This is a genomic window from Pseudoalteromonas sp. OFAV1, from assembly GCF_021532595.1.
Lineage (GTDB): Bacteria > Pseudomonadota > Gammaproteobacteria > Enterobacterales > Alteromonadaceae > Pseudoalteromonas > Pseudoalteromonas lipolytica_C.
In genome coordinates this window covers 61,335-77,272 of sequence record NZ_JAKGBG010000016.1, presented here as the reverse complement: position 1 = coordinate 77,272, position 15,938 = coordinate 61,335, and the positions used below count along the sequence as shown (strand labels likewise).

Below are 15,938 nucleotides of genomic sequence, written 5' to 3'. Positions count from 1 at the left end.
ATAAAAGGGCTGCTAGTAACTTAAGGTTCATACTGGTTGTCTAAAGATTGCGAGTTCTTTCTAAATACTTCGGGATACTTTGTGAGAATTAATTCTTTAGCTTCATCCTGACTCAAAGCCTGATCTCTACAGTCAAAGAATTTTAAGCCAGTTTCTGTAACCGCGAAATTGTCATTTTGGCAGTCAACACCAATACCAACGACACCTAGTTTTCTAAGCGTATCAGAAGCTGCTTTTATTTGTTCAAAAGCAGCTCGATGAGAAGGATCATCAACCTCATCGATACACTCATCAAAATATTCATCTATGATTTCTTCGATTGAGTATCCAATACGGTCCGCAGCGCCAGAGATTTCCCAATACAAGTCATCTGATAAAGAGTTATGATCTACATACTCTTGCTTTATCAGATATGCATCTAACCCTATTTTTTTTACTTCATGAACTTTTGCAAAACATTCAGAAGGTGAGTCCTTTATTTTGATTGCTAATAGAGCTTCACAATTATCGCTTGTTATCTTGTATACATTATTATTGTCAGATAAATAGGCTTCTCCAAAATTACCTTTACCTAACATTTTTACAATTGTTTCATTCGCCATTTTGGCGCATGCATGGGCTTGAGCTTCGTGTGACATAAATATGGAATTTCCTTGTTTTTATTTATTATACCAAAATAGCGAAATACATATCATATTATTGAACAAATCTCTCAAATCCAACCTTCTCATTCGCTTCAGTAGATTGATTGTCGGACAGTTCATTAACAACGCTCGGATACAATACTTTACTACAAATCATGGTGCCATCAACAAAGTCTATAATAACTAAAGAGTGTGAACGTTCAATTTCTGAAGTATAGCAAGTTAACTTAACATCAAGCGTAGGGATCAGTAATACATTTAAGCAACCATCCAAGAATGAAAATTCATTCATCTTTCTAACTAATTGCGCCTTTTCATTATCTTGCTTAATATACAAACAATTAACGCCATCAACAGCTAATAGCTTTTCACATTCATCAATAATTGATTGCTCAGATTCAGGAAAAGAGAGTTCAACAAACAAATCCTTCTTAAGGATATACAATACATCGTCGAATACCATCGACTCGCAAATAAAAGCTTTTTGAGTTGGATTGACGGGGAACATCTTACCTGTTTTATTGTCATGCTGAATGTATGATTTAATATCATTTCTGTCGGAACTCATTACATCTTGAAGAGAGTGGACCTTCATTAAAGTGACGTTTTCATTATCTAAGCCTTGTATGCTGACATTATCATTAGCGAAATTGATCTTTTTAGGTACTACAAATTGGTTCATATTCCCCCCCAAATTAATGGCAAAGTGGTATTGTAAATTTGAAATCGATTCTATATATTGTAAAACCTAACTTAAGAGGTTTATATGTACGACAGTGAAAAATTATATATCCTCCTGAAGCGTAACTATACACTTTTTAGTGAAGCCCGAGGAGTTTTAGATGTTTTACACTTAGTTATTGGTAAGTTTACAGGTGATATTTCTGTTATACAAAAAAATCTACCTAATTTAACACTAAACAGCATAAGAGATATTGAAAAACTGGCTCCTGACTTCATTTCTCTCGGTTTGAGCGAAAAAGGGGAAGGGCACTTAGTTATCTCAAAGGTATTAAAACGACACTTCTCTAGCTTAGCTTTTGAAAAGCAAATGGCCAAGAATACTGCAATTGATAAAAAAGGGTTGGTATCTTCGAAAAAGGATAAGCCTGAACTATCAATCAAGAAGGTAGACTTTAATATCTTAAGTAATGGTTATTGCGGTTTTTTGCCGACAAAAATGTATGAACGAACCGGTGAGGTGTTCGCTATTCAAAATGACTTTATAGCAACACTTAAAAATGATTACCCTTCATACAATATTGAGTCTGAACTGTCAGATATTTATGAGTACCTAAGGGTACATCCATATAACAGAAAAGATGCAATATACATGCGTAACTTTATAGAAAAATGGTTTTCTGGGGAGCTAATCAGGTTTTCAAGAAAAAAGCAAAAAGCTAATCATTCCGTAACAAAAGATGATTTTTATGAGGATCTAAGAAATAATGGTATCTGAGGTCGAGAACGCTATTATTGAGCTTTCATATACTTTTGAGGAACGATATGGGCACCTTTGGGTAGGAAGTAACGATGATCTTGAGAGAACATACTTAAAAAATAAACTCAAAGCGTGGCATAACGAAATTTTAAAGGGCAACTTCACAGAACGCGAGATCAGTGGTGCAGTTAAATTAAGCCTAAATCAACATGAGAACAAACTATATCCACCTAACTTGAATACGTTTATAGGATACCTCAAAGAGTTCAGGCTAATGTTTTCTAACGGTGAATTCAGCTCGACGTACAAAGAGATGAAAAAGTTAGATGAGATATTTCAATTTACATACAACGGTTTGTGGACTGATGCTGATGCAAACAAAAACCGACGACGTCTCGAGTTTTGGAGTAAAGAGTTTATAGATTACAAAATACCACCTGAGTTAATTATTCAAGTTGGTAACAAAATTAGAAAAAAAAATGAGTACAGAGTTTATCCGCCGACACTTAATCAGTTTATATTTGAATGCCAATTCTTAAAGAATGGCTATGAATTAAATGACCCTGAGAAAATGTTTAATTTAGCTATTCAAGGTGAATTTGATGACCTTGATAGCATAGCTGAAAAGGTGGTATCGGTAATTGGCACGAGAGCTATCAAACTAACATTTAACAGTAGTATGAAAAGGCAATTTATTGATATGTACTACCAAGCTGCCTCAGAATTTATAGATAATCCTGATAAATTTCTTAAAGCAGTAAACACAAATAAAAGCGATGTTAATGAGGATGAAATTCAACCGGAGTCCTGCACTAGCTTTTTTGATAAATTACGGTTGAAGTCAACTAAAGTAAGGTAATTTTATGTTCAAAAAAATGAAGGTTCAAATTTTAGGCAAATTCGATATTGATACTTTAGAAATCGAAGACTACCTTAAAAAATTCCAATTCAGTGAGACTCAACCTACTCAAGAAGAGTCAATTGGTTGGATTTCACCATTCGAATCAAGTGAAGTTCTTCACCATGCTGGTGGCGGCGCAATCCTCCTTAATGTAATGAAAGAAAAAAAATCGGTTCCTGCATCTCTTTTAAAACGAGAAACGGAAAAAGAGATTTTACGAAGAAAAGAAACAAATCCTGATTACAACCCTAGCGGTGATGACAAGAAGGAAATTAAAGAAGGCATTAAGTTAAGACTTCTACCTGATGCTCAGTCTGCATTTACTGAAACACGACTCTATATTGATACAAAAGATAATTATATTGTTATTGAATCGGATTCTGACAAAATGATCGAATCTATCAATTCATTATTAACAATGACATTTTCTGATAAATTTGAATTCAAATATCTTGTAATCAATAAAGAACCTACAGAAGAAATGGCGCAGTGGTTATCTGAATTAGATCTGCCAGAGCATGTTCAACTTGGGTGTGCTTGTAAATTGAAAGACCCTATTTCGAAAAGAGCTGTGGCATTAACTTCTTATGACTTAACAGATGATGATAAGATTGTTTCATATATAGACTCAGGTATGGAAGTTCAATCCCTAGCAATCTCTTGGTCTGATAGTAAGTGTCATGAAGAAGATGATGAGTATGAATCAGTGATATTTACTTTAAATAAAGCGCTTTCACTATCAAGCATTAAAACAAAGGCACCTAAAGCTGATAATCAATCTGATGAAACTGAAGAACAAAAGCTAGATGCTGACTTCACATTGTTTGTAGGTCAAATGAGAGGATTTATTCCAAATTTCTTTGCAAATTTTGAGTAATAATCCTTAATTTTCATAAAATATAAAGCCGCTGCCTGTAATTAGGTGGCGGTTTTTTTTTGTAGGTGATACCGTGTTGTAAAATTCACTTTTAAGGTTAGTTTTATGTCCGCACAAAAAAATGAGAATGTTGCAAGCTTAGCTAAATATAAATCAAAAAATCATCTGAACGATATTTATAATGTATTAAAAACCACTGATTGGCACAGCGCAACTATCTTTATTTGCAATAAACTTGAGTTACCTTTAGACCATAACCTAACCAATAAAACATTAACGTTAATAAGTGAAGTACCGGTCACAGCTGGTGTTAAAACCTTGCACGAGTTTATCTGTAACAGTATGTATGAAGGTGGCCTTTCTATTGAATGGGAAGAGTGGGTGAAAAATGTAACTGCATCGCGTTATAAACACCTATTTGGTATAAACTCAAATGACCGCAACGATATTTTAGCTCAGGTTGATGATGTTGCGGTGGTTATAGGTAGATTACCCCTATCTAGAAGTGAATTTAATTTAGGTGCCGAACAGATTAGAAACGAGCACTTTAGCGAGATGGAGACTCAATTCAAGCTTGAACTTAACTCCGTAAATGATAAGTTGAAATCTGCCCTGTCAGATTTGGATAAAGAGCGAAGAGAGAATTACAGTTTAGTGCAACAACTGGATAATACACTTGCTGAATTAGAGAAAATAAAGGAAATTGGCAATGATGGTGTTGCTGAAAGCATAGTACTTCGTGATTACGTCAAAAAAAGTATGTACGAGCAAATCATTTGTCAAATGGAAGATTTAAAAAATGATTATGAGGTTTGCATCTCTGATTACATAGCTAAAATTGAAAAGCTTGAGCGTCAAAATATTAGCCTTAATTCTAGAATTAAGGCTATAAATGTCAGATATCTGGAATTAGTAAAACGTCGAGAGTTAGATAATGATGCTAACTTTGATGCCATTCTCAGCATTAAAAAAGATCTGGCTGAAGCTCTTAAAGAACACCTTCATGAAAAAAAGGTCAATCAAAAACTATTTGTTATTTCTGGAAATCAAAAGAAATTATTAGAACATTACAAGTTACTTTCAGTTAAGAAAGGTAGTAAAAATAAGCATACTGTAAATACTCTTACTTTATACCTGATGGGTGGAAGTCTTGTTTTGAGTTTATATCATATACTATTTAATTTAATGTAACTGTTCTATCCAATAAAGAATTGCGCAACACTAAAATGCGTAATTCTTTATTTGTAATTTTTAATGTAACGTACTACGCCCAATGATAATGCTTCATTAATGTAATAATCATCTGGATCATCTGCATCAAAAAGCCAATAACCAGCACCATGAACCTTTTTGTACCAACGCTTCCAAGGGATTTTCTCTGCTAATCGCCTCTCTTTCTCGGATGATATTGTTGTTATTAGAAGGGAAGCTAGTTCATAAGAACCTTTAGGTAGCTTTCGCAACTCTTCAAATTCAAATTCGCCAGATGATGTGGTTCCTCCGCATCCATAACCGGACCCTACACGTATTCTTAGGCCCCCGGTAATCTTAACTAGGCGGTCATCTGAAGATATAGCAACAATATCATCCTCTGTGTCAAGAACATCAAAAATTGATATTGAAAATCCTTGCTGATCAACAAATGATAGTTCTGATGTTATTTCAGTCATATTTATTCCAATTACATACCTGCTGCTTCTCGATAGTAAATCATAGCAGCAATGTTCATGACATCAACCATATCACCCTTATTAACATGTTCTTTCAGTAATTCATTGAGATGCTCAGTGCTACAATTCTCTGACCACCAGCCACCACGCCCTTTATTTCTGGAATCAAGTAGTTTTTCTGCCATAGCATTTTTTGCTGAATTTACGAGCTCAGTATCCATAAACTCTTCTCTATATTCGTCACTTATAGAGTTAATGCCATTACGAAATGATTGCCATTTTTCTTTAATATTCTGTTCTTCACTTGTCATAAATATTCCAATACTAAATTAATTTAAATTGTTTGGATTTATTTTTACATAAAAAGATAAAAATTACTACACATTATTTTAAAATGAAAAGTTTGAAAATTGCTCAAATTCCGCATCAACATCTTTAATAGGCTTAGCTTCTTGCCTTGTTTGATTTTTTTCAACGGGTTTGTAATCGGCACCTATTATTCCATCTTGTGGCGACTCTAACTCTTTAAACATAATGCCAGTACTCTCATTATTTAACGCTTTACTTCTTTCATCAGCCAACTTTTCTAGCTCAGCATGCATATAAGTGACCCTCGCTTGTTTATTGTCAAAGTTACAGGCATAGTCAATAGCATCCGCATCGCCAATCACCGTTAACTTCTCTTTTGCTCGTGTAATTCCAGTATAAACAAGCTCTGGAGACAGCATACGTTTCTGAGACATTGATAAAGGCATAATTACATCTCCGTATTCAGAACCTTGTGTTTTATGTATAGACAAACAAAAAGCATGAACTAATGATTTCTGCGTATTCGGTTTAAAAATAACATCTCTATCTCTAAGCTTAACAACTATGTTGTTATCGTTAGTTATCGATGAGATGGTGCCCACATCACCATTTGATACTTTTAAATATTTGTTGTTTTCAGTAATCATTACTCTATCATTAACATTAAAAGTTGTGCTTTCACCGAACTTAGTCCTAACTGTTACATCATTTCCTTCAGGCATTGGATTAAATACTTTCTTTAAATCTTTATTTAATTTTTTAACACCTATATTGCCGACATTCATAGGAACTATTACGATAGTATCATCCAAGTTTTTTCTGCTTTTTAGTTCACTAATTAGTTTACTATGAATAACTTTATCGTCTTTAGCTGACTGGAAAGAAACTTCATTATTATACCCCTCAAGCATAGGGGTAATTCCTTCAGCAACCAATGTAGCAACTTGATGTATTTCAGATTCCGCGCTTGTTCTTTGTGGTTTTGTTAACACAAGTGATGGTACGAAGTTAGTTTTTAGCATATCACCAAATGGGTGGCCATGTTTAACTGGAAATAACTGCTTAATATCACCTACCAGAACGATTTTGGCTTCTTTGGGAATGACTTGAAGTAAATTCAAAAACAGAAGTGAATCAACCATTCCGGCTTCATCAATTATGAATAATTTCTTATTCACCTTTGTTTGATTAAGAGAGCCATCTTTATGATGTTGTCTTGCGATCATCATATGTATGGTTTCAGCTTCTAAACCTGTTGCTTCAGCGAGACGATCTTTAGCTTTACCGGTTGGCGCAAGTAAAACTATATCTTCATTTTTTAAGTAGTCATGGCTTTTTACGTTTGAAATTAAAGATTTTACTGTAGTTGTCTTACCAGTCCCTGCGCCACCACTAACAACTAAAAGTTTATTCTGTATAATTTGAAGTGAAGCCGAACGTTGTTCTTTTGTAAGATAATCTTCAAAAAATAATCTCGATTCATCAACATGGGTTGAGTTCGTAAGACTCATACGTTCTTTGATTTCTTGGATAATCGCTCTTTCAATTTCATAATCCCGCCTATCTGAGATTATAAGGCCATTACTTAATGATTCTGTTTGTATTAAAGACCCGTAGGATAAAGTGCGTTCTAGGAGCTTACTAGCCGTTTCATAATCAAAAAAACCTAGAGAATATGCGTTATCTATTAATTGGTCTTTATTAATTGCAGTGTGGCCATCAAGGTGACTTTCATAAATCAAAGATGAAAATATCCAGTAGGCCCTGTTATTTTCTTGCTGAGGGGTTCTTTGAACCCCATTAAGCATATTTGATACGTTATCAATAGCATTTACGACAGCTTTAACGCTCCCATAAGACCTTCCCTGACCAGAAAACTTCACTTTTAGATCATGGCCTCGACAAAAATACCATGGTGAGTCGTGTAAGTGATTAAGTAATTTCTCTTGATAAGAGATAACTAATCGTTTTGCAGAATTCTGTTCTATTGAATTAGCAATTAATGCCGAATAACCTTCCATCATCGCTTGGTATTTAGGTGCTTCATTTATAAATCTGACCATAGGGGGAAGACCTAGCCCTGACTCTACGCCTTTCTTCAAAAATCCATTCTTGTCACTTATTGCAATTGCAAATAGTTCATCACCAAATAACTTAAAAATATCTTTTGTAGCAGGATCCCCAAAATTTTTGGTCCCTATCACATCATTAATAAATGAGTTCAATAAATTCAATTTTGTATTTTTTACGGCCGTTGGTGTAAAATTTGAAGGTGTACAAACATTATTTTCTTCATTTAAAATGACTGTAGATGTAAATATATCTCCCTCCTTTAAGCTATCAGTGTTATTTGGAACACTCAAAGTTAACCACTTGCTTCCTATCGCCTCTGCAAGTAAAGCGCTATGATGGCTTTGCGGTTTATTATCTTTTTTTGCGTCCAATAGAGTAATCAACACTTCTTTATTGTTATTTAACGTATTTGATTGAGTTGGTCGTTGAACTTTACGAACAATAGCGTTGATGCTAAATTCTCTAGGATATTTGTTACTTGAGATCATTATAGTGAATTCTTCTTATAAATTTAGCTTATATTTTATCATAATTTTTGCTTTTAGTATTTCATTTACAGCTAAGGCTAGTGAAAAGTATGGATATATTTTGCCTGATGGAGTCCCAATCAATTTTGACTTCGAGCTTAAAAGCGTAGAGTCATCTAATACAGTGATAGGTGTATTTAAAGGGCAAGACATTCATTTAGAATTACTGAAAAGGGCAGGATTGACGAGTAACAATTATGGTAAAGTTAGTAAAGATGATATTCTTATAAGGATACACATAGCAGGTAGTCCTTCTGTAAAGTTGACAAAAAAAGATAAGAATAGTATTCTAAATAATATTAAAAGTGGTCTCTATGAATTAACTTGTTATAGAGTTTATTCTATGGACATAAAGAGCAGTATGCCAGTATGCTCAGCTCTATCAAAGCTTGATAAACAAAACATAATTCAACAATTAAATATATCTATTGATAAATATCTGCCATTAGATTACAGCTATATTAATGATATCAATTATTTAGTTAAAGATTTGAAGAAAATGGAACAACACATGATCATGAACAAGTTCATGTAATGTCTGATAGGAAACCCGATGTTTTTAAAACGAAATATAGTAGAAAAGAAACCTGTTCATAATAACAGGATGACTGACAACCCATTCCTAGATCGAATTCTACAAAATAGAGGGGTAACAGATGCTAGTGCTATTCAATACGATATTAAAAACATTCTTTCGCCATGGGGTTTGAAAGACATACATGAAGCCGTTGATTGTATTATTAAGCACATTAAACTTAATTCTAAAATTGTTATAGTTGGTGACTATGATTGTGACGGAGCAACGTCGTCATCAATTGCTGTGGAAGGTTTAGAAATGTGCGGCGCCAAAAATGTAGAATATGTTGTTCCAGATCGCCAAAAGCATGGCTATGGTCTAACACCATCGATCGTTAATGACTTAAAGCATTTAGAGCCTGATTTAATCATAACTGTAGATAACGGCATCTCTAGCATTGAAGGAGCTCTTGCTGTAAAGGCTATTAACTGTGAAATAGTTATAACTGACCACCATTTAGCGCCTGATGGGCCTCTACCTGAAGCTGAAGCAATTGTTAATCCAAACAGAAAAGATTGTGAGTTTGAATCAAAGAATATCGCTGGTTGCGGTGTTATTTTTTACGTCATAATGGCCCTCAGATCTAAAATGAGAGATCAAGGTGACTTTAACCTTCTCGGTATACCAAATCCAAATATTAAAAGCTTAATGGACCTTTTAGCGCTTGGTACTGTTGCTGACCTTGTAACATTAGATGAAAACAACCGTAATTTAGTATCTATTGGTTTAGATATTATTCGTCGCGGTGCTGCAAGACCCGGTATAATGGCTTTAATTAGCGTATCAGGTAAGGATCACAAATTACTCACGGCGACTGATTTTGGCTTTGCTTTAGCGCCTAGAATTAACGCAGCTGGTCGAATGTCAGATATGTCAATTGGTATTAATTGCCTCCTATCACGAAATTACGAAGAAGCGCTTCAGTACGCGAGGGAACTTAATCAGTTAAATATTGATCGTAAAGAAACACAAAAATCAATGATGGAGCAAGCAGAAGAGGCGACTAATATTGAAAGTGATAAGGATGGAATTGTTGTATTTGATGAGTCATGGCATGAAGGTGTAATTGGTATCTTAGCATCCCAAATCAAAGAAAAACTCAATCGCCCGGTCATATGTTTTACTACTTGTGAGCCTGAAGATGGGAGAAACCTCGTTAAAGGTTCAGCAAGAAGCGTTAAGGGAACTCATTTAAAGCACTTACTTGCTGAAATTGATGTAAAACATCCGCATATTATTAAAAAGTTTGGTGGACATGCAATGGCTGCTGGATTAAGTATTTATCAGGAGCACTTAGATGAGTTCTGTGATGTTTTCAATAAATATGTTTCGGAGAGTTTAATCGATGAAGTCCGAAGCGGCGTATTCTCGACTGATATAGATGAACCACCTGTTCGAGCTTTAACCTTGAGAAATGCAAAAGTTATAGAGTCTTTTGGTCCTTGGGGACAAAATTTTGAGTTACCAATATTCTCAGGAACATTTGATATTATCGGCTGGAAGATTGTTGGCGAAAAGCATCTTAAAGTAAATCTTAGAAAAGAGGGTGCAGAATTTGAAGGTATAGCATTCAACTGCATTGATGAGAACGAGGGTACTAATCCTTTTACTGGCCGTGTAAAAATTATTTTCAAGCTGGATGTTAATAGATTTAGGGATGAAAAATTACAGTTCCTTATTGATTACATTGAGTTGGTTGATACAGAAATTGCCACAAATTCTAATATTGAGAGATCCTTCACTAAAGAGGGGGCCGGAAAGACCTCTAGAAATCTTACTGATGCTTGCAAGTTATTTCAGAGATAAATAAAATTACTCATAAATAATAAGAATAATTTAAGGTTATTTATGAGTAATATGTTAATTGTTTGCGGCAGACCGTTTGCCGGTAAGAAGGTGTATGCAAGAAGGGTAGCTGGCGAATTCAATGAACAATTTAAACTCATTGAACCCAAACGTAAGCGCGGAACAGATAAGCTCTCTGTATTAAACTTTTATTCAAAATCAAATAAACATGAGATGTATTTTGCTATAACTGATGTAACAGAAGTTATTAATTCTGAAAAAATACCTGTTTTATATTTAAATCATGAAAACTTAAATGAAATACTAACATTTGCTGAAGATTGGGACTGCACTGTTCGTACAATTTTTGTTGATACTGACATAAAGACAAGTTTAGAGCGATTTTTTGAAACCAAAAAAGATGAAAAGATAACTGAAAAAAAGGCCGGTTTATTAGCAGAAGAAATCACGAACTTTATCGAAAATGAAAAGAATACTAAATATGACATGGTATATGACATGGTCATTAAGGCTAAAAATGTTGAAAAAGCAGGGGTAAAGAAGGTCCCTAATTTATTTTCGCCATCAGCAAAGTTTGAAAGTGCTTTATTAACCAAGCGGACAGAGTCTAAAGCCAAATCATTGTCATCCCTTGGTCTAAAAACAGTAATTTATAACCAACTCAAGTCATATGGGTACTTAACAGAGTGTACTAAGAAAGCATTAATTGCATGCATTAGTAACACAGTGGAAACATATTGTTGTCGAATTGATGAGGTGATCTAATGTTAGGTGATAGTAAGTTCAACTTGGTAGCAAATGCCGCCCACAGGCTCGCTGTAGATGATGTTTATTTGAATTTAAAAGAGTCATATCCAGACGATTTAATTCCGACTGATATTGGAACTGGCGATAGTGTACTTCACCGTTTAGCAAAAGATGATGTTGATCCCGATATATTCTTAAGGTTATTAGAATATAGTGAAATGGGAAATCTAGAAACCCATACAAACACAAAAGGTGAAACTGTACTTGATATCCTCATTAAAAAGCACATGCAAAATCACTTAACTCTTCTAAGTAAAGAAAATATCATCTCATTAGCTGAATACAAATCAAAGTCATATAATGCACTACATATTGCAGCCAAAAAAGATAATCCTAAATTTATGAAGTTCTTGTTATTTCAAGGCGTGAATGCAAATGAAAAAGATATTCGCGGAAACACTCCTCTTCATGTTGCAAGAAGATATGCTTGTCATTTGAATGCGGATATTATTGAACAGTATAGTCTTGATAAAGACGTACTAAAACCAAAGAAAAAAGATAACGAAAATCAAACCGAGGGATTAACCCCATGATTAAGAAATTTATGTTAAGTTTATCACTACTCAGTTCGATATCAGTTTGTGCTGAAGTGACTACTGACCCAATCACTTATGATCAATATATCAATTATTCAACATTAAGTGAAAACATGCCAGTTCAATTAGATTTAATGAACCAAATAATTCAGTATGCTGGTGGAATTGAAAAAATTAAACTTTTAGCTAAAAAGTCAGATGATAAAGCATCCTTTGTTTTAGGTAATTTATATTTGCAAGGTAAATCATTTCCGAAAGATATTGAAAAAGGAATTGAGATTTTGGAGAACGCCAGTGATGGTGAATACTCTTCATTTAGTCTAGGTCTTCATTATCTTGATGCTAATGATGAATTTAGATACAGCACAGAAGTAAAAAAATATGGAGCAGATCTAATTTATCATTCGGCATCATTAGGTTTAGAAGAGGCTGAATACATAGCGGCTCAACTATTGATCGAAGGTAAGTATCTGGAGCGAGATAGAGATATTGCTATCATGCTTCTAAACTCTGCGTCATCAAAGGGCTATACACCAGCCATTTCATTACTAGCGAGCATTAGAAACACACATCAAGAACTATATGACGATTACGATCATGTTCAAGCTAGAGCTAATGAGGGATACATCCCGGCTATAATTAAATTAGCGGGTTATTATATCCATGGATGGAAGGTTCAGGAAGACAGAGAGAAAGGTATTCGTTTGCTTGAATATGCGAAAGCTCAGGGCTCTGAGGATGCAAGTTTAAAGCTTTCCAAACTTACCTACCATTAAAGTCATACTTGGCCATAGAACAAATTCTATGGCCATTTTTTTATTTAGATAATTGAAAGCAACTTAAATCACGACGAATAGTTATTGCATTACCTACAACACGAGAGAATGAGTGTATGGTACTTGCTATTTCATTACCTGAGGAACTTCCACTTTCTATTCTTGCTGTACGTACACCTACGTAACTGGCCAAGAAAGACCATGATTTGTTTAGGTCGATGGTTGGATCTCTGTGGCACGAAGCATCTATGAACTGTTTCATTACCTTTGAAGGGGGATTAACTACCCCTTCTTTTGAGAATGGCATCAAGTCTTTATCACACTTACTTATACCTTTGGGACCAAAAAAGATTTTCTGACACGGTATAATATCAAATGAAACATTAGCTATATTAGAAGCAGACATAAGCTTGTTCAATTCATACTTAGAAAACTGTTCCCATACCTGATCTAAGGTATAGACTTGTTTATTTTTGTAGTCATAACCCATTGAGTATTTAGCACAGTGCTTTAATAAAACGTTTTCACCGACTCTAACTCTTATTAAAGCCATTCCGTAGCGGCCATTTACTTGGTATTTTGACACTAAGTTTTCAATAATATTTCGAAGTAATTGAGCATCAAAATATTGAGGAAACAAATTCTCTTGAATCTCTTTATGCTTAATAATTATTGAAGCATATCGCTTTTCACGAGCGTGAAAAATTCTTTCAGCCTCTTTTGCTAACATTGTTTCACGATCTAAAGGGTTAATGGCAGGACTATTTTTTATTTCATGAAAGTTACTTAAAAGGCGACTAACTGCCTGAAATGATTTGTCAGGACTTGTATTTGGGTAAACATAGTTAACTTCAAGATAACCAATACCTAAACCCGGTGTAGGCTCTTCGTTGTCTGGGCGAAGAATAGATGCCCATTTAGCATGATAAGTTGGGAAACTATGCCCCTTATGCATTGAATTATCTACTTGAGTTACTTGTTCACATAACAAAATACCGAAAGGTGAATTTTTAGAGTTTTTTGGATCAGCTATACAAGAGAATAATGCGCGTCTATTTGTTTTGGCAAATTCAGAGATAAGAGGAATCGTATACGAAGAACTTTGCTGTGATTTCAATACGGTATTTTCATTAGGTAAGATATGAATCTTGACCAATCGGTCCCGAACATCACGTGCAATCATGTAGCTCTGTTTATAATCTTCTTCCACTACATATCTTGCAGGAAATACGGCCATACCTGTTAGTTCTGTCATCATAGGTTCCTTACTTACAATTTTTAGTCAAGCGTACCATAAATATCTTTATTTGTAAATAACTATGAAAACCCGAATGGATTTTTAGTATCTTTTTTTATAGAAAAATGTGATTCTTTAAGTTGTATTTTTCTGTTCATTGCTTGGCCAGAAAAAACATATTCTTTAGCTGCTGTAGAAATGGCATCCATGACTGTTTGAACGAGTTCTCGAACTGGAGACGATAGTAACTTTTCTCTAATTGCAGAAGGTATTTTTAGTTCAATAAAGTTAGACCAATTATAAGTTTGATCACTTTTGATATCTTCAAGAATTGAGTCAAGAATGATATTAACCTCATCCTTAGTTGGAGTAGGAATTTCAAACAACTTAAATCTATCTTGAATACTATTAGGTATTAAATTGATTTCGTTTACCGCAGCCGCCCAGTTCAAATGAGATGCATTAAGCTCAAAACCTAAAAAGTCGTCTTTGAACTTTGCAGATGTTTCAGGCGTTAAGAGTGTATGCAAAGGACCAAATTGGTTACTTTCAGAACTTGCAGACATTTTATCCATTTCATCTACAAAAATAATGCCATTGGCAATACTACTATCAGTCAAAAATTCAGCAACGGCACCTTTCTTTGCGGCTTTATAAGATGGGTTGATCCCCGCGATGGAATAACTAGAACTAACACTTCCACCATCAATAAGCTTTAAATCTAAAGATAGAATTTTAGCAACTTCTCTTATAAACCTAGATTTACCAAGTCCCGGAGCTCCGTACATTAAAATAGGTCTAAATTGCACGGCCATTGAGTCGGTAAATGAGGCTAATGATAGTTCTGAAGTTAAATAATCAATGACTTCCTTAAAGTTAGGAAACTTTAATGATAGTTTGTCGAGCTCATGTATTTTTGGTAGTTGAATACATGAACGACTCTTTACCACAGGGTTTGCTTCGATAAAATTAGATAAAGAAGTGAATTGATCACTTTTCTGATCTTTAATTTTATCCAAGTCTGAATTTAACTTGTCAGCATCATAAAGCAAAACCTGATTAGAATTCATATTCGATTTTTCTGACAAAATCTTTAGACATGAACGATCATCTTTATTCATTGCTATATCAATCGGAAGATTACCTTCTGCGTTACGTATCTTTGTACTTGCACCATTATCAATTAGCAACTCTACCAAACGTTCATTAGAATACTCTACTGCTATATGCAATGGTGTATCACCACAAGAATCTTGCTCGTTAATGTATGAAGTAATATCAAAGTTTGAATTCAAAAACACTTCTAAGATAAAGTAATTATCACTACTTACTGCATGATGCAGTGGTGTTAGTCCTGATTCATCTCTTAAGCGGAAATCTTCGGGTTTTATTAAAGCATCTTTTAATGCATCCTCTAAAAGAAGATATGCTGAATTTGTAACCTTTTGAGAAACTATATGCAAAATAGATAAGCCGATATCCGGGATAATTCGAGTCATGTCTAATTTGTGCTTTCGAATTATCTCATACAAATCAACAGAAGTAATTTCTAGGCTTAAGTGAGCCAATAAAGAGTAATAAGCAGAGTTAATATCTTCGTTCTTTTTAGAGTTATCCATACAGCATTCTCTGTTTCATTTCTAAACCATAACATATGGATGAATTATCAATCCTTTAAAATCTATTTTCTATTAAAATCACATTTTTATTTCATGTATTGATGTCGTGTATTTGTGACGTTTGTGGTATAATTCAAT

At 34.2% G+C, this 15,938-nt stretch carries 16 protein-coding genes; 9 read left to right on the top strand and 7 right to left on the bottom strand.

What is annotated here, in order from left to right:
• Positions 1–20: 20 nt before the first annotated feature.
• Together L1267_RS11150 and L1267_RS11145 are read right to left on the bottom strand one after the other, a co-directional pair.
• Positions 21–638 (bottom strand): hypothetical protein, encoded by a 618-nt coding sequence (locus L1267_RS11150; RefSeq protein WP_235382877.1) that lies wholly within the window; start codon positions 636–638, stop codon positions 21–23.
• Positions 639–696: 58 nt separating this feature from the next.
• The gene (locus L1267_RS11145; RefSeq protein ID WP_235382876.1) at positions 697–1,326 is read right to left on the bottom strand and encodes a hypothetical protein; all 630 of its coding nucleotides are present in this window, start codon (positions 1,324–1,326) and stop codon (positions 697–699) included.
• 84 nt (positions 1,327–1,410) lie between these two features.
• On the opposite strand from L1267_RS11145, the gene L1267_RS11140 reads away from it, so the two are divergent.
• The 4 genes from L1267_RS11140 (at position 1,411) to L1267_RS11125 (ending at position 5,054) form a co-directional block, all read left to right on the top strand.
• Positions 1,411–2,103 (top strand): hypothetical protein, encoded by a 693-nt coding sequence (locus L1267_RS11140; protein ID WP_235382875.1) that lies wholly within the window; start codon positions 1,411–1,413, stop codon positions 2,101–2,103.
• 295 nt (positions 2,104–2,398) lie between these two features.
• Positions 2,399–2,944, top strand: coding sequence for a hypothetical protein (locus tag L1267_RS11135; protein ID WP_235382874.1), 546 nt, complete (start codon positions 2,399–2,401; stop codon positions 2,942–2,944).
• Positions 2,945–2,948: 4 nt separating this feature from the next.
• Complete coding sequence (gene rdgC / locus L1267_RS11130; RefSeq protein WP_235382873.1) at positions 2,949–3,863, top strand: recombination-associated protein RdgC; 915 nt, start codon at positions 2,949–2,951, stop codon at positions 3,861–3,863.
• Positions 3,864–3,968: 105 nt separating this feature from the next.
• A complete protein-coding gene (locus tag L1267_RS11125; RefSeq protein ID WP_235382872.1) occupies positions 3,969–5,054 on the top strand; it encodes a hypothetical protein in 1,086 nt (361 codons plus the stop codon).
• Positions 5,055–5,101: 47 nt separating this feature from the next.
• On the opposite strand, the gene L1267_RS11120 is transcribed toward L1267_RS11125, so the two are convergent.
• From L1267_RS11120 to L1267_RS11110, 3 genes are all read right to left on the bottom strand, one after another.
• Positions 5,102–5,533: a hypothetical protein gene (locus L1267_RS11120; protein WP_235382871.1), complete on the bottom strand. Its 432-nt coding sequence runs from the start codon at positions 5,531–5,533 to the stop codon at positions 5,102–5,104.
• Positions 5,534–5,544: 11 nt separating this feature from the next.
• Positions 5,545–5,844: a hypothetical protein gene (locus L1267_RS11115; RefSeq protein WP_235382870.1), complete on the bottom strand. Its 300-nt coding sequence runs from the start codon at positions 5,842–5,844 to the stop codon at positions 5,545–5,547.
• 78 nt (positions 5,845–5,922) lie between these two features.
• Complete coding sequence (locus tag L1267_RS11110) at positions 5,923–8,403, bottom strand: ATP-dependent DNA helicase (RefSeq protein ID WP_235382869.1); 2,481 nt, start codon at positions 8,401–8,403, stop codon at positions 5,923–5,925.
• A gap of 4 nt (positions 8,404–8,407) precedes the next feature.
• Between L1267_RS11110 and L1267_RS11105 the strand changes: the two genes are divergently transcribed.
• Genes L1267_RS11105 through L1267_RS11085 form a run of 5 tightly spaced genes read left to right on the top strand, consistent with a single transcriptional unit; the run spans position 8,408 to position 12,944 of the window.
• Positions 8,408–8,977: a hypothetical protein gene (locus L1267_RS11105; RefSeq protein ID WP_235382868.1), complete on the top strand. Its 570-nt coding sequence runs from the start codon at positions 8,408–8,410 to the stop codon at positions 8,975–8,977.
• Positions 8,978–8,995: 18 nt separating this feature from the next.
• Positions 8,996–10,825: a single-stranded-DNA-specific exonuclease RecJ gene (recJ, locus tag L1267_RS11100; protein ID WP_235382867.1), complete on the top strand. Its 1,830-nt coding sequence runs from the start codon at positions 8,996–8,998 to the stop codon at positions 10,823–10,825.
• 42 nt (positions 10,826–10,867) lie between these two features.
• Positions 10,868–11,590, top strand: a complete 723-nt coding sequence (locus tag L1267_RS11095) for a hypothetical protein (RefSeq protein WP_235382866.1) — start codon at positions 10,868–10,870, stop codon at positions 11,588–11,590.
• Positions 11,590–12,165 (top strand): ankyrin repeat domain-containing protein, encoded by a 576-nt coding sequence (locus tag L1267_RS11090; RefSeq protein ID WP_235382865.1) that lies wholly within the window; start codon positions 11,590–11,592, stop codon positions 12,163–12,165. Before L1267_RS11095 ends, L1267_RS11090 begins: the two co-directional genes overlap by 1 nt.
• Positions 12,162–12,944, top strand: coding sequence for a tetratricopeptide repeat protein (locus L1267_RS11085; protein ID WP_235382864.1), 783 nt, complete (start codon positions 12,162–12,164; stop codon positions 12,942–12,944). The genes L1267_RS11090 and L1267_RS11085 overlap by 4 nt, the downstream gene beginning before the upstream one ends.
• Before the next feature lie 40 nt (positions 12,945–12,984).
• Here L1267_RS11085 and L1267_RS11080 read toward each other — a convergent pair whose 3' ends face one another.
• Together L1267_RS11080 and L1267_RS11075 are read right to left on the bottom strand one after the other, a co-directional pair.
• Positions 12,985–14,202 (bottom strand): hypothetical protein, encoded by a 1,218-nt coding sequence (locus L1267_RS11080; RefSeq protein ID WP_235382863.1) that lies wholly within the window; start codon positions 14,200–14,202, stop codon positions 12,985–12,987.
• A gap of 59 nt (positions 14,203–14,261) precedes the next feature.
• The gene (locus tag L1267_RS11075; RefSeq protein ID WP_235382862.1) at positions 14,262–15,800 is read right to left on the bottom strand and encodes an ankyrin repeat domain-containing protein; all 1,539 of its coding nucleotides are present in this window, start codon (positions 15,798–15,800) and stop codon (positions 14,262–14,264) included.
• Positions 15,801–15,938 lie beyond the last annotated feature (138 nt).

Coding starts and splice junctions, on each gene's coding strand:
- L1267_RS11120 (WP_235382871.1), bottom strand. CDS start 5,533: ATGACTGAAATAACATCAGAACTATCATTTGTTGATCAGCAAGGATTT.
- L1267_RS11080 (WP_235382863.1), bottom strand. CDS start 14,202: ATGATGACAGAACTAACAGGTATGGCCGTATTTCCTGCAAGATATGTA.
- recJ (WP_235382867.1), top strand. CDS start 8,996: ATGTTTTTAAAACGAAATATAGTAGAAAAGAAACCTGTTCATAATAAC.
- L1267_RS11140 (WP_235382875.1), top strand. CDS start 1,411: ATGTACGACAGTGAAAAATTATATATCCTCCTGAAGCGTAACTATACA.
- L1267_RS11085 (WP_235382864.1), top strand. CDS start 12,162: ATGATTAAGAAATTTATGTTAAGTTTATCACTACTCAGTTCGATATCA.
- L1267_RS11150 (WP_235382877.1), bottom strand. CDS start 638: ATGTCACACGAAGCTCAAGCCCATGCATGCGCCAAAATGGCGAATGAA.
- L1267_RS11135 (WP_235382874.1), top strand. CDS start 2,399: ATGAAAAAGTTAGATGAGATATTTCAATTTACATACAACGGTTTGTGG.
- L1267_RS11125 (WP_235382872.1), top strand. CDS start 3,969: ATGTCCGCACAAAAAAATGAGAATGTTGCAAGCTTAGCTAAATATAAA.
- L1267_RS11110 (WP_235382869.1), bottom strand. CDS start 8,403: ATGATCTCAAGTAACAAATATCCTAGAGAATTTAGCATCAACGCTATT.
- L1267_RS11090 (WP_235382865.1), top strand. CDS start 11,590: ATGTTAGGTGATAGTAAGTTCAACTTGGTAGCAAATGCCGCCCACAGG.
- L1267_RS11075 (WP_235382862.1), bottom strand. CDS start 15,800: ATGGATAACTCTAAAAAGAACGAAGATATTAACTCTGCTTATTACTCT.
- L1267_RS11115 (WP_235382870.1), bottom strand. CDS start 5,844: ATGACAAGTGAAGAACAGAATATTAAAGAAAAATGGCAATCATTTCGT.
- L1267_RS11095 (WP_235382866.1), top strand. CDS start 10,868: ATGAGTAATATGTTAATTGTTTGCGGCAGACCGTTTGCCGGTAAGAAG.
- rdgC (WP_235382873.1), top strand. CDS start 2,949: ATGTTCAAAAAAATGAAGGTTCAAATTTTAGGCAAATTCGATATTGAT.
- L1267_RS11145 (WP_235382876.1), bottom strand. CDS start 1,326: ATGAACCAATTTGTAGTACCTAAAAAGATCAATTTCGCTAATGATAAT.